Genomic DNA, 20,759 nt, shown 5'->3' on the forward strand with positions numbered 1-20,759 from the left:
CAATAATAATAGAAAGTGATGTTTGCCATGTACCCACATTTACTAGAGCCGCTTGACCTTGGTTTTACACAGTTACGCAATCGAGTCCTTATGGGATCAATGCATACTGGATTAGAAGAACATAAAGAAGGCCTGCACAAACTCGCTGCTTTTTATGAAGAACGCGTTAAAGGCGGCGTTGGATTGATTGTCACCGGAGGGTTCTCGCCGAACTTACGTGGGCGTTTGCATCCGATGAGCGCTGAATTCAGTAAGCCAAAACATGCGCAAGCTCATAAAGTGGTGACGGAAGCCGTTCACCGTCATGGAGCAAGATCGCTTTGCAAATCCTCCATGCCGGGCGTTATGCGATGCATCCGTTTGCCCAAAGTGCGTCACCGATGAAAGCACCGATAGCACGCTTCGCGCCTAGCGAAATGAGCAGTCGACAGATCAGAAAGACCATTGATGCCTTTGCAAACAGTGCGTCTCTTGCTCAATTAGCGGGTTATGACGGTGTTGAAATCATGGGCTCTGAAGGCTATTTGATTAACCAGTTCTTGTGTAAACGCACTAACATGCGATATGACGAGTGGGGTGGCAGTTACAAGAAACGCATGCGTTTCCCAGTCGAGATCGTCAAGTCCATCCGTAAAGCAGTTGGTGAAGAGTTCATTATCATATTCCGTTTGTCGATGCTCGATCTTGTTGAGCAAGGAAGTACGTTTGAAGATGTTGTTGAGCTGGCGCAAGCATTGGAAGAGGCCGGCGTCACTATTATCAACACGGGTATTGGTTGGCACGAGGCGCGTGTTCCAACTATAGCGACTCAGGTACCAAGAGGCGCGTTTACGTGGGTAACTGAAAAGGTAAAACCTTACGTGAAAGTTCCTATCGTGACCTGCAACCGAATCAATACGCCGGAAGAGGCAGAGAGAATCCTCTCTTCAGGACAAGCGGATATGGTGTCGATGGCGCGGCCGTTCTTGGCCGATCCGGCTTTCGTTAACAAAGCAGCCGAAGAGAAAAGCCATTTAATCAACACTTGTATTGGCTGTAACCAAGCGTGTTTGGACAATGTGTTCAAAGGGAAGGCGGCGAGCTGTTTGGTCAATCCTTTGGCGTGTAGAGAAACGGAGTTGGTCGTTGATACGACTCCAACTCCAAAAAGCATTGCTGTTGTTGGTGCGGGACCAGCAGGGCTTGCTTGCGCGACCACCTTAGCTGAGCGCGGGCATCGTGTGGATCTAATTGAGCGTAATGATAGGATTGGCGGCCAGTTTAGACTTGCGATGCAAATACCGGGCAAAGAAGAGTTTCGCGAGACGATTCGTTACTTTGCCAATCGAATTGATGAAACAGGCGTCAATTTGCTGCTCGACACAGAAGCCGATTTTGAACAGTTAAAAGAGTACGATCACGTTGTGTTAGCGACAGGGGTAACTCCTCGGAAAGTGGATATTGAGGGCATCGATAATGCCGAGAAAGTCGTGGACTACCAAACACTCATCAAAGAGAAGACACCGGTAGGCAGTAAGGTGGCGATCGTTGGTGCAGGTGGCATTGGCGTCGATGTGGCGAGCATGATTACCGAGCCAAAGAGAATACACTTGAGGATTGGTTGCAAGAGTGGGGTATCGATAAAGAGATGGAGCAACCGGGTGGCTTGTTCCCATTCCCAGATTCAGTGGCTGATAAGGAAGTTTGGTTACTGCAAAGACGCAAAGGTCGAGTGGGTAAAGGCCCAGGGAAAACAACAGGTTGGATTCATAAACGAACGCTTGAAAAGCGCGGCGTAAACCTGATTGGCGGTGTGAGTTATGACAAGATTGATGATTCAGGCTTACATGTGTCGATTGATAACCAATCAAAGCTACTTGATGCAGATAAGATTATCATTTGTGCAGGGCAAGAATCGGTGAGGCCTTTCGAGGCTAAATGGGAAGAGTTAGGTGACGCACTGCACGTCATTGGTGGTGCCGATTATGCAGGTGAGCTTGATGCCGTTCGTGCGATCAAACAAGGCGTCGAGCTTGCAATTAAACTTTAGCAAGTAGGATATTTCTACAAAAATGAAAGGGTAAGCGTGGGCTTACCCTTTTTGTGTTGATTGAGGCCGATTTACATCTGTGCGTCTGAAAGCAAGTCAGAGTTGACCACCAAATTACGTACACCGTGTGCGTGGTCTTCGTTGAAAATGTTGTCTTTACACCAGTTACCCACGGTGAGTAAGTCAACTTTAGCCACTTTTGGTCTTACGCTCCAAGTCACCTGATATGGCGAGCCTTTGGTGTTGTATGCCGGGCCAGTTGTTGAACCTAGGTACTCTATAGGCTTACCAGTGTCATCTGGCATGTTTGTCGCTTGGAAATAACCATTTCGTTTGGAGACTTTAGCCAGCTGATTGAAGTTCAGAGCGTTACGGTCGTTGACTAGAACAAACACTTGGGTTTCCACACGCAACTGCGGGTTTACTGTTGCGTCGTTTGAACATGCACCTAACGTGGCACCTGGTGTGACTTTGGCCGTGGTATGTACGAAGTGTACTTCAATGGTGTCGCCGGCGTTTAGGCCACCATGATCGCTGCGACATACATTTGAGTCAAAACGTTTTGCTTCACTTAAACTTAAAGAGCCGCTGTAGCGATAACCGGTACCAAAGCCATTGCCGTCACCGTTACCAGCAAATTTATTGAACTCCCCGCCAGCATGTTCAGCGTTTTTGTGAAAATGGATATTACATAGATTCATCTCTGTGGATTGAGGCGCTATGCTGAAAGTATTCGGGTTGTTGCCTGATAGGTCATCAATGTTACGTGGTGACTGAGGTCCGTACCCTTTTCCGTTGGTGTTCTGCGCAAGCGCAGCACGTTGTTTTTGAATGTGTTGATCATCGACGATCTGACTCGTTTCTGCCGATGTCGAAAATGAGGCTGCAATAAATACAGCCACGACTGAGGCTTTATGTAAATGCATGACGTTGTCCATTTGAGCTTGTAGTAATTAGTATTTTGTTTATCCAAATTTCCATTTGGAAATATGACTATAAGTGCTCTTCGTGACAGGCAAATACTTATTTGAATGAAATGAGAAAAATGTTCAGATATTATGTATTCCATTGCATAAAATTGTAAATAAAAAGATGCGTCCATTAAAAAACAGCCGAATTATTCAATAATAAAATGAGCCAGTTAACTCTATGTAAATTAAGGAATTAAAATGTCAATAAGCCTAGTCAGAACGTTTGTTTTCGCTGTCATTGTTTTATTTTCAATAACCGTTCAGGCGAGTGAAAGAGCAAAAGTGGGTTGGCAGAAGATAGAACAAGGGGCACTCGTTGTGGATGTGCGTACACCAGGAGAGTTTGAACAAGGCCATCTAGAGGATGCCTTGAACTATCCGCTCGCTGAATTAGATACGCATTTTAATGGGGTAGACAAGAACACAGAGATTGTCTTGTACTGCCGTAGCGGGAATCGCTCGGGTCAGGCATTTCAGTATCTGAAAGCTCAAGGGTTCACCAATCTTCAGAATGCGGGCGGGCTGCAAGAGATGTTGGAAAATCAATAAAAAAGGTGCCTTACAAGCACCTTTTTTAGGTCAAGTCGGATTACAAAATAACCGTCTTGTTACCGTAGACAAATACGTGGTCGTTGAGCACTTTGTTCAAAGCTTTACTCAATACATTTTTCTCAACGTCTCGACCTGCTTGCGCCATATCTTTTGCACTAAAGTTATGGTCGACAGGAATAACGTCTTGTTTGATGATTGGACCTTCATCAAGATCGTTGGTAACGAAGTGAGCCGTCGCACCAATGATTTTTACACCGCGCTCGTAGGCTTGCTGATATGGCTTAGCACCAATGAATGCTGGCAAGAAGCTGTGGTGGATATTGATGATCTTGTGGTTGTACTTCTCAACGAACCCAGGTGTCAGTACGCGCATGTATTTCGCTAAAACGAGATAATCCGCTTCGTATTGATCGACAACTTCAAGGACTTTCGCTTCGTGTTCTTCGCGATTTAACCCTTCATGCGATACGCAGTGATAAGGGATATCGAAACGTTCCGTTAGGCTTTGTAGGACATCGTAGTTACCAACAACAGCAGCGATCTCCACATCCAAGCTACCATCGAAGTTCTTCATCAAGATATCACCAAGACAGTGTGCTTCTTTCGTTACCAAAACAACAATGCGTTTACGAGAAGAGCTAACCAATTTGCGCTTTGCGCCTTGAGGCAGAGCTTGGTCTAGATCCGCTAGAAATGTTTCATCGTTAAAATAACCTTCCAGCTCGGTACGCATGAAAAAATGACCGCTGGTATTATCCACAAATTCATTATTGTGAATAATGTTTAACTGATGCTTGTAACATATATTGGTGATCTTAGAGATTAGCCCCGGCGCGTCGGAACAATGCGTGAGTAGTGTTTTCTTTTCCATTTCCTATAACTTCCGTGAATTATTTTTTTTGATCTTTAAATTAATTTTGGGCGGTTGAACGGTGAACCATGCCGCAGTATCGAAGCTATAATTAATCTATTATCACGTTGGTTTCAACAAAAAACCGCTTGCAGGTGTAGCGTTTCAGTGTTGCTTTCAATGTGTTTTGTTGGAGATTCTTTCCTCTAATTTAGAGTGTTTCAAGGTGGTACTTATGGATAAAGAGCTTCTAGCCCGTAAATTGTATGTCGAGCGCGTGAGCGCCCTAGTCGGTGACCATGAACTTGATGAACAGCTTCTTTCAGAAATGTGGGAAAGCAAGGCTTCACCTTCCGATGCAGCAAAAGCGATGCTGTCTGAAGACAACGGATTCGATGGTCCTGCTTGGCTATCTCGCTATTTGAATCGAAAGTAGTTTAAACAGAAAGTAGCATAAACCCAACTTAACAACGCACTTCCATACTGAGTGCTACACTCCTAATTTCTCGGGCGCGAATCGATCAAATTGGTTCGCGCCCGATTCGTAAACCTGCCATAATCTTTATCCCTTAATTGATTCTAATACTGGCATGATTTCTAAAACCTTTTCTTCTGATGGTGCACTGGGTAAAGCAATACCGGGTTTTCAGCCACGCCAAGCACAGCTTGATATGGCAGAAGCCGTTCATAAAGCGATCAAAGATGAAGGTCAGTTAGTAGTCGAAGCGGGTACGGGTACGGGTAAGACTTTCGCCTACTTGGTTCCTGCATTGTTAAGTGGCAAGAAAACCATCATCAGTACCGGCTCTAAAAACCTGCAGGAACAGCTCTACCATAGAGATCTACCTCTAATGACGTCTGCACTCGGTTTCTACGGGCAGGTTGCTTTGTTAAAAGGGCGGGCTAACTACCTGTGTTTAGACCGTTTAAGCAGGCAGATGCTTGAGAGTCATGGCCATCATGCTGACCCAACGTTATTGTCTCAACTGGTTAAGGTGCGCAGTTGGGCGTCAGAAACAAAAACTGGTGACCTCGGCGACTGCGAAGAGATTGCTGAAGATAGCCTGTTATTCCGACCATTACCTCTACCAACGATAACTGCTTAGGCAAAGAGTGCCCCGCATACAGTGAGTGCTTTGTGCTGAAAGCGAGAAAAAAAGCGTTGGATGCGGATTTGGTGGTGGTAAACCATCACTTGTTCTTAGCCGATTTAGCCATTAAAGAGACCGGTTTTGGAGAACTGATCCCAGAAGCCGATGTGTTTATCTTCGATGAGGCTCATCAGCTACCGGATATCGCGAGTCAGTATTTCGGACAATCTGTGTCGAGCCGCCAAATTCAAGAGCTTGCGAAAGACATCGAAATTGGATATCGCACTGAAGCCAAAGACATGAGACAGCTTCAGAAGGTGGCAGAAAAGTTGGTTCAAACCAGTTCTGATATGCGTATTACTCTCGGTGAGCCCGGCTTTCGTGGTAATTGGCGCGAGGCTTTGAACTCGCCATCGATAAAACGCGATGTTGAACGATTACTGGAAACCCTCGATTTTGCAGTCGATGTGTTGAAGTTGGCGCTTGGACGCTCGCAACTGCTCGATGCGGCCTTTGAGCGAGCCAATCTTATCAAAGGGCGAATTGATCGAGTCTGTGATGTTTCCATTACTGGATATTCTTACTGGTTTGATACGACGCCGCGCCATTTCAGTTTACACATCACGCCGCTTTCGGTGGCAGATAAGTTTCATGAACAGATAGAGATGAAGCAAGGTTCATGGATCTTCACATCCGCAACACTGGCGGTGGGTGAAGATTTTGGTCACTTTACTTCTCGCTTAGGTTTAACTCCAAGCCAGCAGTTCTCTTTACCAAGCCCGTTTGATTATCAGACGCAAGCCCGTTTATGCGTGCCCAGATACCTTCCAGAGCCGAACTCCCCTGGCATGGCGGAAAAACTGGTGCGTTTGCTTGGCCCTGTGATTGAACAAAACCAAGGGCGCTGTTTCTTTTTGTGTACTTCTCACAGCATGATGCGCGAGTTAGGTGAACGCTTTAGAGAAACTCTAACTGTACCGGTGCTTATGCAGGGCGAAACCAGTAAGCAAAAAACTCTGGCCGAGTTTATGGAGTTGGGCAATGCCTTGCTAGTTGCGACGGGGGCGTTTTGGGAAGGGATTGATGTTAGAGGTGACGCATTAAGCTGTGTTATTATCGATAAATTGCCATTTACGGCACCTGATGATCCGCTTTTGAAAGCTCGGATCGAAGATTGTCAGCTAAAAGGCGGCGAGCCTTTTGCTCAGGTGCAGTTGCCTGATGCGGTTATTACTCTCAAGCAGGGTGTAGGTCGTCTGATTCGCGACAAAACGGATCGCGGCGCATTGATCATTTGCGACAATCGCTTAGTAACTCGAGACTACGGCGGTATCTTTTTGGCTAGTTTGCCATCGATACCGAGAACTCGGGATTTGAACATTATTAAAGACTTTTTAAGTCAGCAAAAATAGAAAAGAAACAGAGATACTCATGAGCGCAAAAATTCTTGCCTTGGACACCGCGACAGAAAACTGTTCAGTCGCGCTGATTGACGGTGATAAAACTTTCTTCTGCAGTGAAGTTGCCCCTCGCGACCACACGAAAAAGATCCTACCTATGGTGGATGAAGTACTGAAAGAGGCAGGCCTTAAGTTAGCGGATGTCGACGCCTTAGCATTCGGCCGAGGCCCGGGTAGCTTTACGGGTGTTCGAATTGGCATTGGTATTGCACAAGGTTTAGGGTTTGGTGCTGAGCTTCCAATGATCGGTGTCTCAACGCTTAAAGCAATGGCGCAAGGTAGTTACCGCGTTCACAGCGCAGAGCAGGTTGCGTGTGCGATTGATGCTCGCATGAGCGAAGTGTATTGGGGCCGTTTTGAGCGTCAACAAGATGGCGATTGGGTGGAAGTTGATGCAGAGTGCGTCATTCCGCCAGCACTCTTAGCTGAAAAAGTGAAAGAAACATCTGGTGAGTGGACTCAAGCGGGTACTGGTTGGGATGCTTACGCAGAAGAGTTAGCCCCTTTAAGTCTGCCGACAAAAGCCGGTGAAGTGCTGTACCCAGATGCGCGTGATATTGCGTTTTTGGCTCAATTTGAGTTTGCCAAAGGCAACACCGTTGACGCAGAAACAGCAAGCCCAGTTTATCTGCGTGACAAAGTGGCTTGGAAGAAGCTTCCGGGGCGCGAGTAAAGCTTTAGTTAGAAGGCTTAAGCACGGTGAGTATTCACTGTGCTTTGCTTTGAATATTTAGGTAGGGATAAGGAGTTTTATGGTTTCCATAAACGGTTTGCCCCCAGCGGCGATACCGGGCTCGAATCGCTCGAATAAAGCGAATCGTCAACAGGTTAAGAAAACCGAAGCCGGCACCTCTGTTGGTCAACCAACCAAGGTGGCTAACGCTGTCTCTCAATCCATCCGACACCTTAATGAATCTGACTTAAAGCAACCCAATCTACAGTACGATTTGCCGGAAGGCAGAGGAAGAAAAGCCATGGAACAGTATATGGATGTGATGAATCAAGCCAAACGAGAGGAACTAAATCGTTTGATTGGCGTCGATATCTACATCTAATTTTGCACTTACAACCCTGCAGTATCTTGGAGTCGTTATGTCTTTGTTCTCTCCCAAAATATTCACCATTGCTCTCTTTTCCGTTTTTCTTACCGCTTGTTCATCGTTACCGGAAAATCTCGATACCACGAATGAATCCGTTGTCACGGATTACCAGTTGTGGGTGAACATGAAAGACAGCACTGATGCAGAAGTTCGCTTAGGTGGCGTGATTGCAAGCGTGACTAACTTAGAAGACAGAACGCGCGTTGAGGTTGTTAATCTGCCGATCGACTCGGTTGGCAAACCAGATATCAATCTTGACCCAGAAGGCCGCTTCGTCGCGTACGTGGATGGGTTTGTAGATCCTGTTAGCCTAGCTCAAGGCCGATTAATTACCTTCTTGGGCCAAAGCAAGAGTCGGAAGTCGCAAAAGTGGGTGAGTATGATTACCGTTTTCCTGTTCTAAAGAGTAAGGGCTTCCATCTGTGGCGAATTGAAGAACGTATTATCATGCATGATTACGATGACTTTGGTTTGTACCCTTGCCGCAGCCTTTACTGTCGAGATTTCCATTACGGGCCGCGAGAAGGGCGCGTCATTCAACAAGTTAGATAAGGCGTTCCCCCATTCAAATGTTCGAGAATCAGTACCCTGTTTCAAGTGGCCATATCGCAGCGCTTGAAATAGGGGATGCCAACATGAGCCCCATCTCCATTGTTTTTCTGCATGGTTGGTTAGATAACGCGGCAAGCTTTGAAACAACCATGTTGGCTTTGCATGCCATTGCATCCTCCTTTCACCTTTGTGCCATCGATTTACCGGGGCATGGCAACTCAACGCATAAGCCAAACAGTAACTTTTATCCTTTTCATGACTACATCGACGATCTTAACCAGTTTTTGCGCATACTTTCGCCAAACAGGTGTCTATTAGTGGGTCATTCGCTTGGTGCATTAATCGCGAGTTGCTATAGTGCAGCGTTTCCTGAAAAAGTCTCTGGGCTTGTTCAAATTGAGGGTTATGGCCCGCTCTCGGAACAAGAGGAAAGTTCGGTTTCTCGGTTGCGTCAAGGCGTACAGAGTCGAGACCGTGTCCGAAAAAAGCCACGTAGATTATTGTCATCTGTAGAAGAAGCGGTTGCCCGCAGGGCAAAGGTGAATGAAATCGCAGGTGAACTCATCGCCCCAGTTGTAAAGCGAGGGATTGTCGCTGCTGAAGGTCGTTATGCTTGGAAACACGACAGCAAACTACAAACGGACTCATTGTACCGGATGTCGCCATCACATGCTGCGCAGGTGATGAAAGAGATTCAATGCCCCATGCTGACCATTTTGGGAGAGCAAGGCTTTGAACACATACACAGCCAAAGTGAAATAAGAGGCGACGAGCGAGAATTAGGTACTGAGCGTCAACGGGTTGTCATCGAAGGTGGTCATCATTGTCACTTAGAGTCTCCGGTTAGAGTAAGTGACCTAATATTTGGCTTAGTTAACAAAATTTAAACAAGTGTTTGAGCGTTACGTGCTCAAGTGCTTCGCCTATGCTGTAATACGATCACTAAATGGTATAAGTCGTAATCATAACAATATATTAACCGTTTACAGCGCGGTAAGAATGAGGAGTTTTCCCGTGGAAAAACCATGGCTATCACGTTACCCAAGTGACGTACCTGAAACCATCAATCCAGACCAGTACCCGTCATTAGTAGAAATGTTCGAGCAGTCAGTACAAAAGTACGCTGACCAACCAGCATTCATGAACATGGGTTCTGTCATGACTTTCCGTAAGCTGGAAGAGCGCAGCCGAGCATTTGCAGCCTACCTGCAGAACGAGTTAAAGCTTGAGAAAGGCGACCGCGTTGCCTTGATGATGCCAAACTTGCTGCAATACCCTGTTGCGCTATTTGGTGTTCTGCGCGCAGGTATGATTGCGGTGAACGTAAACCCACTTTACACGCCGCGCGAGCTAGAGCATCAGTTGAACGACTCTGGCGCAAAAGCAATCGTGATTGTTTCAAACTTTGCCAACACCCTAGAACAGGTTGTAGAGAACACACCTGTTAAACACGTTGTCTTAACCAGCCTTGGTCAAATGTTACCAAGAGCGAAAGGGACAATCGTAGACTTCGTGGTGAAATACGTAAAAGGCATGGTACCTAAGTATGACCTACCTGGCGCGATTTCGATGCGTAAAGCGCTTCACAAAGGTCGCCGCCTACAATACGTGAAACCGTTTATGTCAGGCGATGACATTGCCTTCTTACAGTACACCGGCGGCACAACAGGTGTGGCGAAAGGTGCGATCCTGACTCACCGCAATATGATTGCGAACGTGATGCAAGCAAAAGGGCTTATGGTCCAGTGCTTTCCGATGGTCGTGAGCTGGTGGTCACAGCTCTACCGCTTTACCACATCTTCGCATTGACGGTGAACTGTCTATTGTTCATGGAGCTGGGAGGACGAAACCTTCTGATCACCAACCCGCGTGATATTCCGGGTTTTATCAAAGAGCTTCAGAAGTACCCATTCACCGCTATTACAGGTGTGAACACACTGTTTAACGCATTAGTGAACAACGAAGATTTCCACGAGCTTGATTTCAGTAACCTGCGTCTTGCAGTCGGCGGCGGTATGGCCGTTCAACGTGCGGTCGCTGAGCAATGGAAGAAAACGACAGGTTGTTATCTATTGGAAGGCTATGGCCTAACAGAGTGTTCTCCATTGGTTGCGGCATACCCACACGATCTTGTGGACTACAATGGCTCAATTGGTTTACCAGTGCCATCAACAGAAGTTCGTATTGTTGATGAAGAAGGTAACCCAGTTGCAAGTGATGGCGTTGGTGAGTTGCAGGTAAGAGGCCCGCAAGTAATGCAAGGTTACTGGCAGCGTACTGAAGCAACCAAAGAAGTCATCAACAGTGAAGGCTGGTTATCAACAGGCGACATTGTGAAGTTTGATGAGGAAGGCTTCTTACATATCGTCGACCGTAAGAAAGATATGATCCTAGTCTCTGGCTTCAATGTTTACCCGAATGAAATTGAAGACGTGGTGGCAATGCACGGTAAAGTGCTGGAAGTTGCGGCTATCGGTCAAGAACATGAAGTATCTGGAGAAGTGGTTAAGATCTACGTTGTGAAGCGTGATCCAAGCTTAACTAAGGACGAAGTGATTGCACACTGTCGTGAGCACTTAACAGGCTACAAAGTACCTAAGCTCGTTGAGTTTAAAGAAGATCTGCCAAAGACAAACGTTGGTAAGATTCTACGCCGTGTTCTTCGTGAAGAGAACGAAGCAGAGCTTGCGAAACGCGAAGCAAGCTAATGAAAGGGTGGCGACAGGGTCTTTTTGCTAAGGCCAAAGCAACCACCTACTATTAATGATAGAATGCTAGCCTAACAAGCTAGCATTTTTTGTTTTTCAGCATAATTGACTCAAAGAGAACCGTGTGAACTATCAAATCATTACGCAATTTAACGACCTAGAACGAGTGTGTAACCAAGCGCGACAAACCGAAGTGGTAATGTTGGATACTGAGTTTGTCCGAACTCGTACCTACTACCCTCAGCTTGGCCTTATCCAACTCTACGATGGTGAGACTCTATCCTTGATTGACCCAACTGTCTTCGATGATATGAGCCCGTTCGAAGCGTTGTTAAAAGACAGTTCGGTTCTGAAAGTCCTCCATGCTTGCGGTGAAGATCTGGAAGTTTTTCACAACAGCTTCGGCACTCTACCTTTTCCAATGATTGACACTCAAATCATGGCGGCATTTTTAGGTCATGGGTTATCAACCGGATTCGCTTCTCTGGTCAACGAATACGTGAATGTTGAACTTGATAAAAGCGAGTCTCGCACCGATTGGTTAGCGCGCCCGCTGTCCGAGAAACAGCTAGATTATGCCGCGGCAGACGTGTTCTATCTTCTTCCTCTCTATAACACCCTAGTAGAGAAGCTAGACAAAACGCCTTGGTCTGATGCTGCCCTTGATGAGTCCGCTCGTTTAGCGGCAAAACGAATTAAGGTCATTAACGCGGACACGGTTTATCGCGATATTAAAGCTGCGTGGCAGTTGAGCCCAAAACAACTGGCAATCTTAAGACCGTTGGCGGCATGGCGTTACAAAGAGGCGTTGAAGCGTGATTTGGCACTGAACTTTGTTTTCAAAGAAGGGGATTTGTTCGAAGTCGCGAAACGCGGCATCACGTCCTACCGAGCCCTAGAAGAAAGTGACATGGATATCCGCTCCGTGCGTCGCCATGGGCAAAAGCTCGTTTCTATGGTGAAACTTGCGAAACAAACACCGTCTTCGGAGTGGCCGGAAAGTGTGGATCGCATCGTCGATCTTCCTGGATACAAACAAGACTTCAAAAAGATCAAAGATGTTGTCAAAGAGGTGGCTCAGAAAACGGGCCTAGCGACAGAATTTCTAGCCTCTAAGAAACAGATTAATCAATACCTGCGTTGGGTAAAGGTTGAACAAAGAAATGTTGAGTCTCTGCCAGACATGTTAACGGGTTGGAGAAAGGCACTTTTTGAAGCGCAGCTTAATATTATTTTATAGCGCGAAATATATAAATCTTAGCAACCAATTGATTTGATAATGTACAAGTTAGGTGTTTGGTTACATATGCTTAACTTGTTATTATCATGTTGAAAATTAAGTGTTTTTTGTAAAAAGTTATGGGTAAATTGTTGATCTAGATCAGTCAATTAACCTATCGCTGAAATTATAGTCGTTCTGCTCAAAAAAAGAGTGCAAGTGATTGCATTCAAAATAACTATTCAAAAGGAACGATAATGAAAAAGAAAACACTTTTAGCAGTGTCACTGTCAGCGTTAGTTAGCTCCACTGCATTTGCAGATTCAAACATCATTGACGGCATGGATTTCGGCCCACTCGCTAAGTTAGTTGGTACTTGGAGTTCAGTGGAAGCCGGTGGTGTAGACATCGCGCCAGGCCAAGAAGGTTCTGCAGTAGGTAAAGGTGGCCCAGCGGTAACGCCATTCTACGAAACCATCACTTTTGAAGTGGCAGCAGATGCGGTAAACGCAAGCGATCAAACGCTTGTTGCACTTTACTACAAGCAAGAAGTCTTCCGTAAAGTCGACGACAGTAAGTTCCACGACCAGCGTGGTTACTTTATCTACGATGCTGAAAACCAAATCGTTTACAACTCTTTCTGTGTGCCTCGTACTACTTGTGTGACTGCAGAAGGTAAAGCTGGTGATGAAATGACTCTAGTAGCGTCTGAGCGCGGTATTGCTGAGTCAAACTACATGACTGAGAATGCGTCAACGACATCATTCACAATGAACATTCAAATCTCCGAAGATACTCTGACTTACACGCAAAGCACTGGCCTAGATATCTACGGTAATCAGTTTGCTCATACAGACTCTAGTACATTGCAAAAAGTACAGTAAGCCTTAGTCTGTTACAGATACTAAAAAGCTCTAACCTAGGTTAGAGCTTTTTCGTTTATCTTGAGCTAGCAAATGAAGTGTTTAATGATCTTCAGGAAGCTTAACGTTCAACTCAAGTACAGAGATGTCATCATCTTTGTGTTCAAATGACAGATCGACCATGTTCGGATCAACGTCAACGTACTTGGCAATGACTTTAAGAATGTCATCTTTCAGTTGAGGCAAATAGTCCGGAGCGGGATCGTCGTGGCTACGACGCTCAGCGACAATGATTTGCAAACGCTCTTTAGCAAGGCTTGCCGTTGTTTTCTTTTGAGGACGGAAGAACTCAAGTAAAGACATGCATTAACCCCCAAATAGACGTTTGAAAATACCTTTCTTCTGCTCGGTTAAGAAGCGGAAGTCGATTTGGCTACCCAGTAGGCGTTCTACTGTATCGTCGTAAGCCATACCAGCATCAGTTTCACTATCAAAAATGACTGGTACACCTTTGTTCGATGCATTCAGTACGGCTTGGCTCTCGGGGATAACGCCTAGCAAAGAGATGTGTAGGATCTCCTCGACATCTTCAACACTCAGCATTTCGCCTTGTGTTACTCGAGCGGGATTGTAACGTGTCAATAGCAGGTGCTGCTTCACTGGTTCCAACCCTTCTTCCGCACGGCGAGACTTAGAATCTAGGATGCCTAGAATACGGTCTGAGTCGCGAACAGAGGATACTTCAGGGTTAGTCGTTACAATCGCCTCATCCGCGAAGTATAGCGCCATCAGAGCCCCTTGCTCGATACCTGCTGGAGAATCACAAATAACGAAATCAAAACCCATCTCGTCAAGTTCATCAAATACGCGCTTCACGCCTTCTTTTGTCAGCGCATCTTTATCGCGAGTTTGAGACGCAGGAAGAATGAACAAGTTCTCGGTGCGCTTATCTTTGATCATCGCTTGGTTAAGCGTTGCTTCGCCATTGATTACGTTAACAAAGTCGTAAACTACACGACGCTCACAACCCATGATTAAATCAAGATTACGTAAGCCAATGTCAAAGTCGATGACGGCGGTTTTCTTTCCTTTGAGCGCCAATCCTGACGCAATAGCGGCGCTTGAAGTGGTTTTACCAACACCACCTTTGCCTGACGTTACAACGATAATGCGTGCCATTAGGTTTTCCTTATATTTTTAAATGGTGAGTACATCTAACTGTAAAGAGTCATCGACCATGCTAAGCATGACTTTTTTCTTCCAATACTCACTGTCAATCTTGTCGCTGAGCCAATAGTTTCCTGCAATGGATATCAGCTCTGCTTGTAAATCGTTACAAATAATCTTTGCATCTTTTTGACCGCTTGCGCCTGCAATCGCACGGCCGCGAAGTGTGCCATGGATGTGGATTGAACCATCGGCAATCACTTCTGCACCGGCACTGACGTGATTGAGAATAACCAAATCGCCATCTTTGGCATAAATTTGCTGCCCAGAACGAATGGGAGTGCGGATCACTTTGGTTGGTGCGATTTTTGCTGGTGCGCTAGCAGGAGATTTGCTTGAAGACATCACGGCAAAGCCTGCTTCTGATGCAAGGTTTTGTGTACGTTTGTCTTTGCTGCCAGTGACACCAACAGGAATCATGCCCGCTTGCTCGATGCCATTTTTTAATGCGCTAAAATCAATATCGCCTTGAACCTTGTCGATGTTGACAACGATAGGAGCAGAGGCAAAGAAAGTCGGTGCTTGTTCCACTTTCTGTTTAAGAAAGTCGACAGTGGGTGCAACATCATCACCGGATAGGTGTAATACCGACAACGTGAAGCTACTGCCTTTTAGGTCAGGGGTATGTGACATAGATTACTATTGACCTCTTTAACGCCGCGCCACAGTAGAAAGGGCGTTGCCTGAAACTAGGGTAATCATGTTATATTCACTGCGATAGCTCAGCAAGCTATCTTCAGGTTAATTGAGTGTTTTACTCGCACTTTTAACCAATTTCATACGATTTTAATTACAACTGGCCAATCGCCGAGAAATACTGACAAAAGGTTTATCATGCTTTGCTCAATTTATAAAAGCTTAAAGAAGGAAGGGACTTATCTTTATGTGCCTAAAAAAGATGATTTTTCACAAGTTCCTGACGCATTAATGCAAACTTTCGGTAAACCTGTTTTCGTGATGGTGATAAAGCTAGAAGGGCGTCAACTTGCACAAGTTAATGTCGAAAAAGTGAAAGCATCGCTAAAAGAGGACGGATTCTTCTTGCAAGTTCCGCCACCACCTGAGAATTTATTAGAAAAGTACAAAGAACAAAAAGCCCAACAGAAATAGTTGGGTCATGCCCCATGTTCGCATGCTCAAGGAGGGCAATTTGAAAAAACTACTGTCAGGCATTTTGTGTTTAGGTATTGCGAGCAACTGTTTCGCAAACGAAGTGAGCTTCGAGCAATATGTTGAAGGCTTAAAACAGCAAGCAAGAGAAGAGGGGATCTCAGATGAGATCATCTCTCAAGCGTTCAGCAATGTTGAATACAAACCTAGAGCGGTTAAAGCGGATCGCAATCAGCCAGAAAAACGTCTCACCTTGGATGAGTATATTCCAAGAGCGGTTCCTGATTGGAAAGTAAAGCAGGCGAAAGAGCTTTATAACAAGCACTACACCGAACTCAAACGTATTGGCGACGAATATGGCGTACAGCCACGATTTATCGTCGCACTGTGGGGCGTTGAAAGCAACTTTGGCCGCTTTATGGGCAATTACAGTGTGATTGATGCATTGTCGACCATGGCCTACGACGGTCGCCGAGAAGAATTCTTCCGTAAAGAAACAATGGCTGCGTTGACCATTTTACAAGAAGGCCACATTAAGCCAGAGAACATGAAAGGCTCATGGGCTGGTGCGATGGGGCAGAGCCAGTTTATGCCAAGCTCTTTCCTTGCGTTCGCAGCTGATGGCAGTGGTGATGGCAAAAAAGATATTTGGCACAACAAAGAAGATGTTTTTGCTTCGACGGCAAACTATCTGAGTCAGTCTGGTTGGAATGATAGCTATACGTGGGGACGCCAAGTTAAATTGCCAGTTGGCTTCGATATGACGCTAGAGGGGCGTATTGAGGGCAAAGAGAAAACATTAGCCGAGTGGAATCAATTGGGTATTACCCGTTTTGACGGAAGTTCATTACCCCAAGTCGATGTCGATGCTTGGTTAACGGCACCAGACAATGCGAACGGACGAGTCTATCTGGTTTACAACAACTACAATGTGTTGATGAAGTGGAATCGTTCGTACTACTTTGCACTTGCGGTGAGCCATTTAGCAGATCGCATTGTGTATTAAAACAAACTAGTTTATTAGAACAGCTCAGTCTGCAACCGCATCGTCACTAAAACAAGCGAAAACGAAAGAAGCCAGCAATCACTTGCTGGCTTTTTAGTATCCATTAGTCTCACTATTTCTTGGTGTGGAACTGCTCACACGCAATCATAGTGTTTTCGATCAGGCTAGCAACCGTCATTGGGCCAACACCGCCAGGAACTGGTGTAATGAAGCTTGCGTTGTTCTTCGCAACGTCATATTCAACGTCGCCGACAAGCTTACCTGACTCTAAGCGGTTAATACCGACATCGACCACAACTGCACCTTCTTTAATCCAAGCACCAGGGATAAAGTTTGGCTTACCAACTGCCACAACCACGACATCCGCTTGGCGAACATGACCTTCAAGATCTTTCGTGAAACGGTGACATGTTGTCGTTGTACAGCCTGCAAGAAGTAGCTCAAGCGTCATTGGGCGGCCAACAATGTTAGAAGCGCCAACAACAACGGCGTGTTTACCGCGTAAGTCAATGTTGTAACGGTCTAGCAGTGTGATGATACCTTTAGGCGTACAAGAGCGAAGTTTTGGAATGCGCTGAGCTAAACGGCCAACATTATAAGGGTGGAAGCCGTCGACATCTTTTTCAGGCGTAATTCGTTCAAGCACATGAGTGCTGTCGATGCCTGCTGGAAGTGGCAATTGAACAAGGATACCGTCAATCTCTGGATCTTCATTAAGTTGATCAACAAGCGCCAGCAGTTCTTCTTCGGTAGCAGTAGCTGGAAGATCGTAAGATTTAGAAATGAACCCCACTTCTTCACAAGCGCGACGCTTACTTCCCACATAGACTTGAGAGGCTGGGTCCTCACCAACTAAAACAACGGCTAACCCAGGAGCACGCAAACCTGCGTCTGTACGAGCCTTAACACGGGCTGCCACTTCAGAGCGGACGGTCTGTGAAATAAGAGTGCCGTCGATATTTTGAGCTGTCATGTCTTTCCTTTATAGATTGGTGACCTTTATTTTGTGCGCTATTGTCTCAAAAAATTTAATTAACATCTATAAGCAAACGTTTGCTTCGGCGTGTAATTGAGCAATTTAAAGCATCATGCAGATTTTTTAGGCATTTGATTCATAAAGTTAGATAAACCCGTTGATTTAAGCAATTCAACTCGTATAATCCTTTCCCTGTAGCGCGCCCTTAGCTCAGCTGGATAGAGCACGTCCCTTCTAAGGATGTGGTCGAAGGTTCGAATCCTTCAGGGCGTGCCATTATTACGGGGCGTAGCAGGTTAGTACTTGCTACGCCCTTTTTCGTTTCTGACGTTTGGGGTCTAGTAGCGGGTCAAGTAACTCCGAAGCTTTATGGAATACTCTTGGACACTCTGAAACATTCTTCAATTCTCTTCATTCGTAACACCAGTGAACAATCATTCTACGATGGCAAAAATCCATATTAAACAACGAACTAATTTAGCTCAGTTATTGATCGTTTAATTTTTGTACGATATGATCGTTGAAAACGAGGTGATTTATGAATGAGCGAATTTCTAACTATTAATGACATTGTTGATACTTTTTGTATCAGTCGAACTACCTTATGGCGTTTACGTCGGTCAGATACATTCCCACGGCCAGCGATGATTTCTGCTCGCAGTCCACGTTGGAGTAAAGAAGACATTCTAAAGTGGGTGGAAGCCCATAAAGGAACGTATTAGATAACTTCTTGTTGTTAGCAGGGAAGCTAACCTATTAATATTATTGAGCTAATATACTGAAAACTCTACTTTCCTACTTAAGTGGACAGGCATAGAATGTGCTCTTCCTCATTTACGTTTAAGTTTTGTTGCTATTACCACAAGGCCCTGAGCCATACTCTTCTTTCGTTTATACAAATAATTACAGAGCTCATAAACTATCCTGGAGTCTATTCAATTTTCGTTGGTTGCGAGTAATAGAAGAGCCTGAGTCGAAGATGGTTTGCTTAAAATATATGCAGTTAGTGAGACTCCATAGTGCTGGCAGTTGTAACCACTTAACAGGAAGTTAATGATAGGAAAAATTGAATCTAAGCCTAGATATAACTTCGAAAACAAAGATTCTAAAAGTGGATAACTGCAACATCTAATCTGAACCTAATCTGTATTGGTACAAATCACCGATGTGTTTGCCTTTTAAGCTAGAAGTATAAGTACTGCTTCAGCTCCTCAAAATTCCCCACAATAATCTGCTGACCTTTAGGGTTCGAATCCAGCACATTAATATCGATGTTGTAGGTATCGAGAACATAGCGAACCAACGCGGCATTAGTTGGAATTGTGAGTGTGCCATTTTCCATACCGTAGTCATGGGCAACGACAGCGGCCTGAGCTTCTGTCAGTCTTGGATCAGGTATCACCTCAATCGTGAGAGGAGTATTCCATCGGTCATCGTTGGACTTTCCCATTACATTTTTAGCCTCAAGGCCTGGAATACCTCTTATGCGGCTGAGCACAAAATCGCGATAATCTTTAGCATGTTCACAATAGGCCCGAACATGCCACCTGAGAGAGGTGCAAACTAATGTATGTGGTGAAATGATCCGCTCAACTTCAACGCCGTCCTTTAGTGATGTGTAGCTTATTTCGACACGTTTCTTCTCTCTGATAGCTTGAACTACAGGACGCAAGACTTGTGGTGATATATTGCGAGTAATAGGGCGAATCATCGAGACACTCTCAAAGCCCATATCGAGTTCTTTAAATGTGATGGTCATATCTTCACTTCTTGAAAGAATGTGCAAATATTCGTCAGCATGCCCCTTTGTTACTTGTGGGCTAAAGCTATCACTGGGCTTGTAGCCTTTCAGCTGTTTATCATAAACCAGATTTCCAGGGGCAATTTCGGCTAGATAGGTGTTGATGTCTTTCGATGCTTGCTGTCTGCCAATACCAAAGCTCTTAATCAGATGATTGGTTGTCAACCGTCCTTCCCACAGCGCGATGACTTCTATCATTCTGTAGCGGAATAATAGATCCCAACGTATTGGCCATTTGCTCATTATCTAACTCCTGTCTATTTATGCGACGTGTGTATGTAATCAGTATTTACCTGTCGTCAGTGACGTCATATTATTTTGAGGGTATCTAAGAGTCAACGCAGAACTAGGTTTGTTGGGATTTAATTTTACAAATAAGGCAATGATAGATGGCGGCACCTAAAAGTCTCACCTTTCAGCTACACCAACATTGGGAGGTGGTTGAGCAGTTAACTCGGCTTTCGAGAGAGTTTCCAGCATTTGAGCTGAGAGTACTTGAACAGGTGATCAATCAGTACAAAAGCAAAAATGCAGAAAGTAATACTGTGCTTACCAGTCTTGTTAATGCAGACATATTGCAGCCTATCAATCGCAGCAGCGACTATCAGCTAAACACACTAGTTGTGGACTTTGTAAGAGGCTTAACTCAAGAGCATGAGTTAGGTCTATCAGCGGTACTTAAAGCGCGAGTTGATGCGCTTAAAGACGCCACTAGCCAAGTGTTAGAAGGGCTCGATATGGGGGACAACGATTTACTTCGTACTGGCGCGAACAGGCTATCGGAACTGGTTAGAAAAGTTACCCAACAGTTAACTCAGGACAAAAAAGCAATATTTGAGATAGCAGAGCTGGCGAAGTCTGCGGACACCAATGTCCCAATTGAACGCCGTTACCGTGAAGTGTTGGAAGTGTATGACCAATACGTAGAACCCATGAATGAAATGATGGATAGCGGTCTTGGAGGTAGTTTCTACCCCTTACTAGAAAAGGCTGAAGAAGCACTTGATACTGCCGTTGACATACTTTCCATGCGCGGATCTTTGTATCAACAAAGGCTGGCAATGCGTCAGATAGCTTATCAAGTCAAAGATCTTCGATATCAAGGACGGGTCATTGCTCAGCAATGTGCCGATACTTTGTTGCCATTAAGAGAGGAAGCCAGACAACACAATCAACTTTCAGCGGTTATCAGTAAACAGCTAAGCCAAGTTCGTAAAAAGGGTTTAGCGCGAGGCTGAATGCCG

The 20,759-nt window shown here is 45.2% G+C and carries 18 protein-coding genes, 1 tRNA gene and 4 pseudogenes; 16 read left to right on the forward strand and 7 right to left on the reverse strand.

Annotated features, from left to right (window positions below; genetic code table 11):
- Window positions 1-18: 18 nt before the first annotated feature.
- A pseudogene (locus UA76_RS12890) lies at window positions 19-2,029 on the forward strand (FAD-dependent oxidoreductase).
- Between the two features lie 71 nt (window positions 2,030-2,100).
- Here the strand turns inward: UA76_RS12890 and UA76_RS12895 are convergent.
- The gene (locus UA76_RS12895; protein WP_047046775.1) at window positions 2,101-2,955 is read right to left on the reverse strand and encodes a delta-class carbonic anhydrase; all 855 of its coding nucleotides are present in this window, start codon (window positions 2,953-2,955) and stop codon (window positions 2,101-2,103) included.
- A 243-nt stretch (window positions 2,956-3,198) separates the two neighbouring features.
- Between UA76_RS12895 and UA76_RS12900 the strand changes: the two genes are divergently transcribed.
- Window positions 3,199-3,549, forward strand: coding sequence for a rhodanese-like domain-containing protein (locus UA76_RS12900; RefSeq protein WP_047046777.1), 351 nt, complete (start codon window positions 3,199-3,201; stop codon window positions 3,547-3,549).
- A 40-nt stretch (window positions 3,550-3,589) separates the two neighbouring features.
- On the opposite strand, the gene purU is transcribed toward UA76_RS12900, so the two are convergent.
- Window positions 3,590-4,423, reverse strand: coding sequence for a formyltetrahydrofolate deformylase (purU, locus tag UA76_RS12905; RefSeq protein WP_047046780.1), 834 nt, complete (start codon window positions 4,421-4,423; stop codon window positions 3,590-3,592).
- Window positions 4,424-4,637: 214 nt separating this feature from the next.
- Between purU and UA76_RS12910 the strand changes: the two genes are divergently transcribed.
- The 9 genes and pseudogenes from UA76_RS12910 (at window position 4,638) to UA76_RS12950 (ending at window position 13,416) form a co-directional block, all read left to right on the forward strand.
- Window positions 4,638-4,838, forward strand: a complete 201-nt coding sequence (locus UA76_RS12910; RefSeq protein ID WP_047046781.1) for a hypothetical protein — start codon at window positions 4,638-4,640, stop codon at window positions 4,836-4,838.
- A 154-nt stretch (window positions 4,839-4,992) separates the two neighbouring features.
- A pseudogene (locus UA76_RS12915) lies at window positions 4,993-6,905 on the forward strand (ATP-dependent DNA helicase).
- Window positions 6,906-6,924: 19 nt separating this feature from the next.
- A complete protein-coding gene (gene tsaB / locus UA76_RS12920) occupies window positions 6,925-7,626 on the forward strand; it encodes a tRNA (adenosine(37)-N6)-threonylcarbamoyltransferase complex dimerization subunit type 1 TsaB (RefSeq protein WP_047046783.1) in 702 nt (233 codons plus the stop codon).
- Window positions 7,627-7,705: 79 nt separating this feature from the next.
- Window positions 7,706-8,008, forward strand: a complete 303-nt coding sequence (locus tag UA76_RS12925) for a hypothetical protein (protein WP_047046784.1) — start codon at window positions 7,706-7,708, stop codon at window positions 8,006-8,008.
- 37 nt (window positions 8,009-8,045) lie between these two features.
- Window positions 8,046-8,605, forward strand: a pseudogene (locus UA76_RS12930) (Slp family lipoprotein).
- Between the two features lie 17 nt (window positions 8,606-8,622).
- Window positions 8,623-9,492, forward strand: a complete 870-nt coding sequence (locus tag UA76_RS12935) for an alpha/beta fold hydrolase (RefSeq protein ID WP_047046785.1) — start codon at window positions 8,623-8,625, stop codon at window positions 9,490-9,492.
- A 127-nt stretch (window positions 9,493-9,619) separates the two neighbouring features.
- Window positions 9,620-11,313: pseudogene (fadD, locus tag UA76_RS12940) on the forward strand (long-chain-fatty-acid--CoA ligase FadD).
- Window positions 11,314-11,437: 124 nt separating this feature from the next.
- Window positions 11,438-12,553 (forward strand): ribonuclease D, encoded by a 1,116-nt coding sequence (rnd, locus tag UA76_RS12945; protein ID WP_047046786.1) that lies wholly within the window; start codon window positions 11,438-11,440, stop codon window positions 12,551-12,553.
- Between the two features lie 236 nt (window positions 12,554-12,789).
- Window positions 12,790-13,416, forward strand: coding sequence for a heme-binding beta-barrel domain-containing protein (locus tag UA76_RS12950; RefSeq protein ID WP_047046788.1), 627 nt, complete (start codon window positions 12,790-12,792; stop codon window positions 13,414-13,416).
- A gap of 81 nt (window positions 13,417-13,497) precedes the next feature.
- Here the strand turns inward: UA76_RS12950 and minE are convergent, their stop codons facing one another.
- The 3 genes from minE to minC are packed head-to-tail and all read right to left on the reverse strand — an operon-like array spanning window position 13,498 to window position 15,255.
- On the reverse strand, window positions 13,498-13,758 hold the full coding sequence (gene minE / locus UA76_RS12955) for a cell division topological specificity factor MinE (RefSeq protein WP_047046790.1): 261 nt from the start codon (window positions 13,756-13,758) through the stop codon (window positions 13,498-13,500).
- A gap of 3 nt (window positions 13,759-13,761) precedes the next feature.
- Window positions 13,762-14,574 carry a septum site-determining protein MinD gene (gene minD, locus UA76_RS12960; RefSeq protein WP_047046794.1) on the reverse strand — a complete coding sequence of 271 codons (813 nt, stop codon included), beginning with the start codon at window positions 14,572-14,574 and terminating at the stop codon, window positions 13,762-13,764.
- Window positions 14,575-14,592: 18 nt separating this feature from the next.
- Window positions 14,593-15,255, reverse strand: coding sequence for a septum site-determining protein MinC (gene minC, locus UA76_RS12965; RefSeq protein WP_047046797.1), 663 nt, complete (start codon window positions 15,253-15,255; stop codon window positions 14,593-14,595).
- Between the two features lie 201 nt (window positions 15,256-15,456).
- Between minC and UA76_RS12970 the strand changes: the two genes are divergently transcribed.
- Together UA76_RS12970 and UA76_RS12975 are read left to right on the forward strand one after the other, a co-directional pair.
- The gene (locus UA76_RS12970) at window positions 15,457-15,732 is read left to right on the forward strand and encodes a YcgL domain-containing protein (protein ID WP_047046799.1); all 276 of its coding nucleotides are present in this window, start codon (window positions 15,457-15,459) and stop codon (window positions 15,730-15,732) included.
- A gap of 40 nt (window positions 15,733-15,772) precedes the next feature.
- Window positions 15,773-16,738 carry a lytic murein transglycosylase gene (locus UA76_RS12975; protein ID WP_047046802.1) on the forward strand — a complete coding sequence of 322 codons (966 nt, stop codon included), beginning with the start codon at window positions 15,773-15,775 and terminating at the stop codon, window positions 16,736-16,738.
- Between the two features lie 112 nt (window positions 16,739-16,850).
- Here UA76_RS12975 and folD read toward each other — a convergent pair whose 3' ends face one another.
- Window positions 16,851-17,711, reverse strand: a complete 861-nt coding sequence (gene folD, locus UA76_RS12980) for a bifunctional methylenetetrahydrofolate dehydrogenase/methenyltetrahydrofolate cyclohydrolase FolD (protein WP_047046804.1) — start codon at window positions 17,709-17,711, stop codon at window positions 16,851-16,853.
- A gap of 202 nt (window positions 17,712-17,913) precedes the next feature.
- On the opposite strand from folD, the gene UA76_RS12985 reads away from it, so the two are divergent.
- Window positions 17,914-17,990 (forward strand) — tRNA-Arg (locus UA76_RS12985).
- Between the two features lie 266 nt (window positions 17,991-18,256).
- Window positions 18,257-18,436 (forward strand): helix-turn-helix transcriptional regulator, encoded by a 180-nt coding sequence (locus UA76_RS25670; RefSeq protein ID WP_075202578.1) that lies wholly within the window; start codon window positions 18,257-18,259, stop codon window positions 18,434-18,436.
- A gap of 461 nt (window positions 18,437-18,897) precedes the next feature.
- Here the strand turns inward: UA76_RS25670 and UA76_RS12990 are convergent, their stop codons facing one another.
- A complete protein-coding gene (locus tag UA76_RS12990; RefSeq protein WP_047046806.1) occupies window positions 18,898-19,758 on the reverse strand; it encodes a helix-turn-helix transcriptional regulator in 861 nt (286 codons plus the stop codon).
- 146 nt (window positions 19,759-19,904) lie between these two features.
- On the opposite strand from UA76_RS12990, the gene UA76_RS12995 reads away from it, so the two are divergent.
- Window positions 19,905-20,753 (forward strand): hypothetical protein, encoded by an 849-nt coding sequence (locus tag UA76_RS12995; RefSeq protein ID WP_238322286.1) that lies wholly within the window; start codon window positions 19,905-19,907, stop codon window positions 20,751-20,753.
- The last annotated feature ends 6 nt before the right edge of the window (window positions 20,754-20,759 follow it).

Source organism: Vibrio mexicanus (genome assembly GCF_001012815.1).
Lineage (GTDB): Bacteria > Pseudomonadota > Gammaproteobacteria > Enterobacterales > Vibrionaceae > Vibrio > Vibrio mexicanus.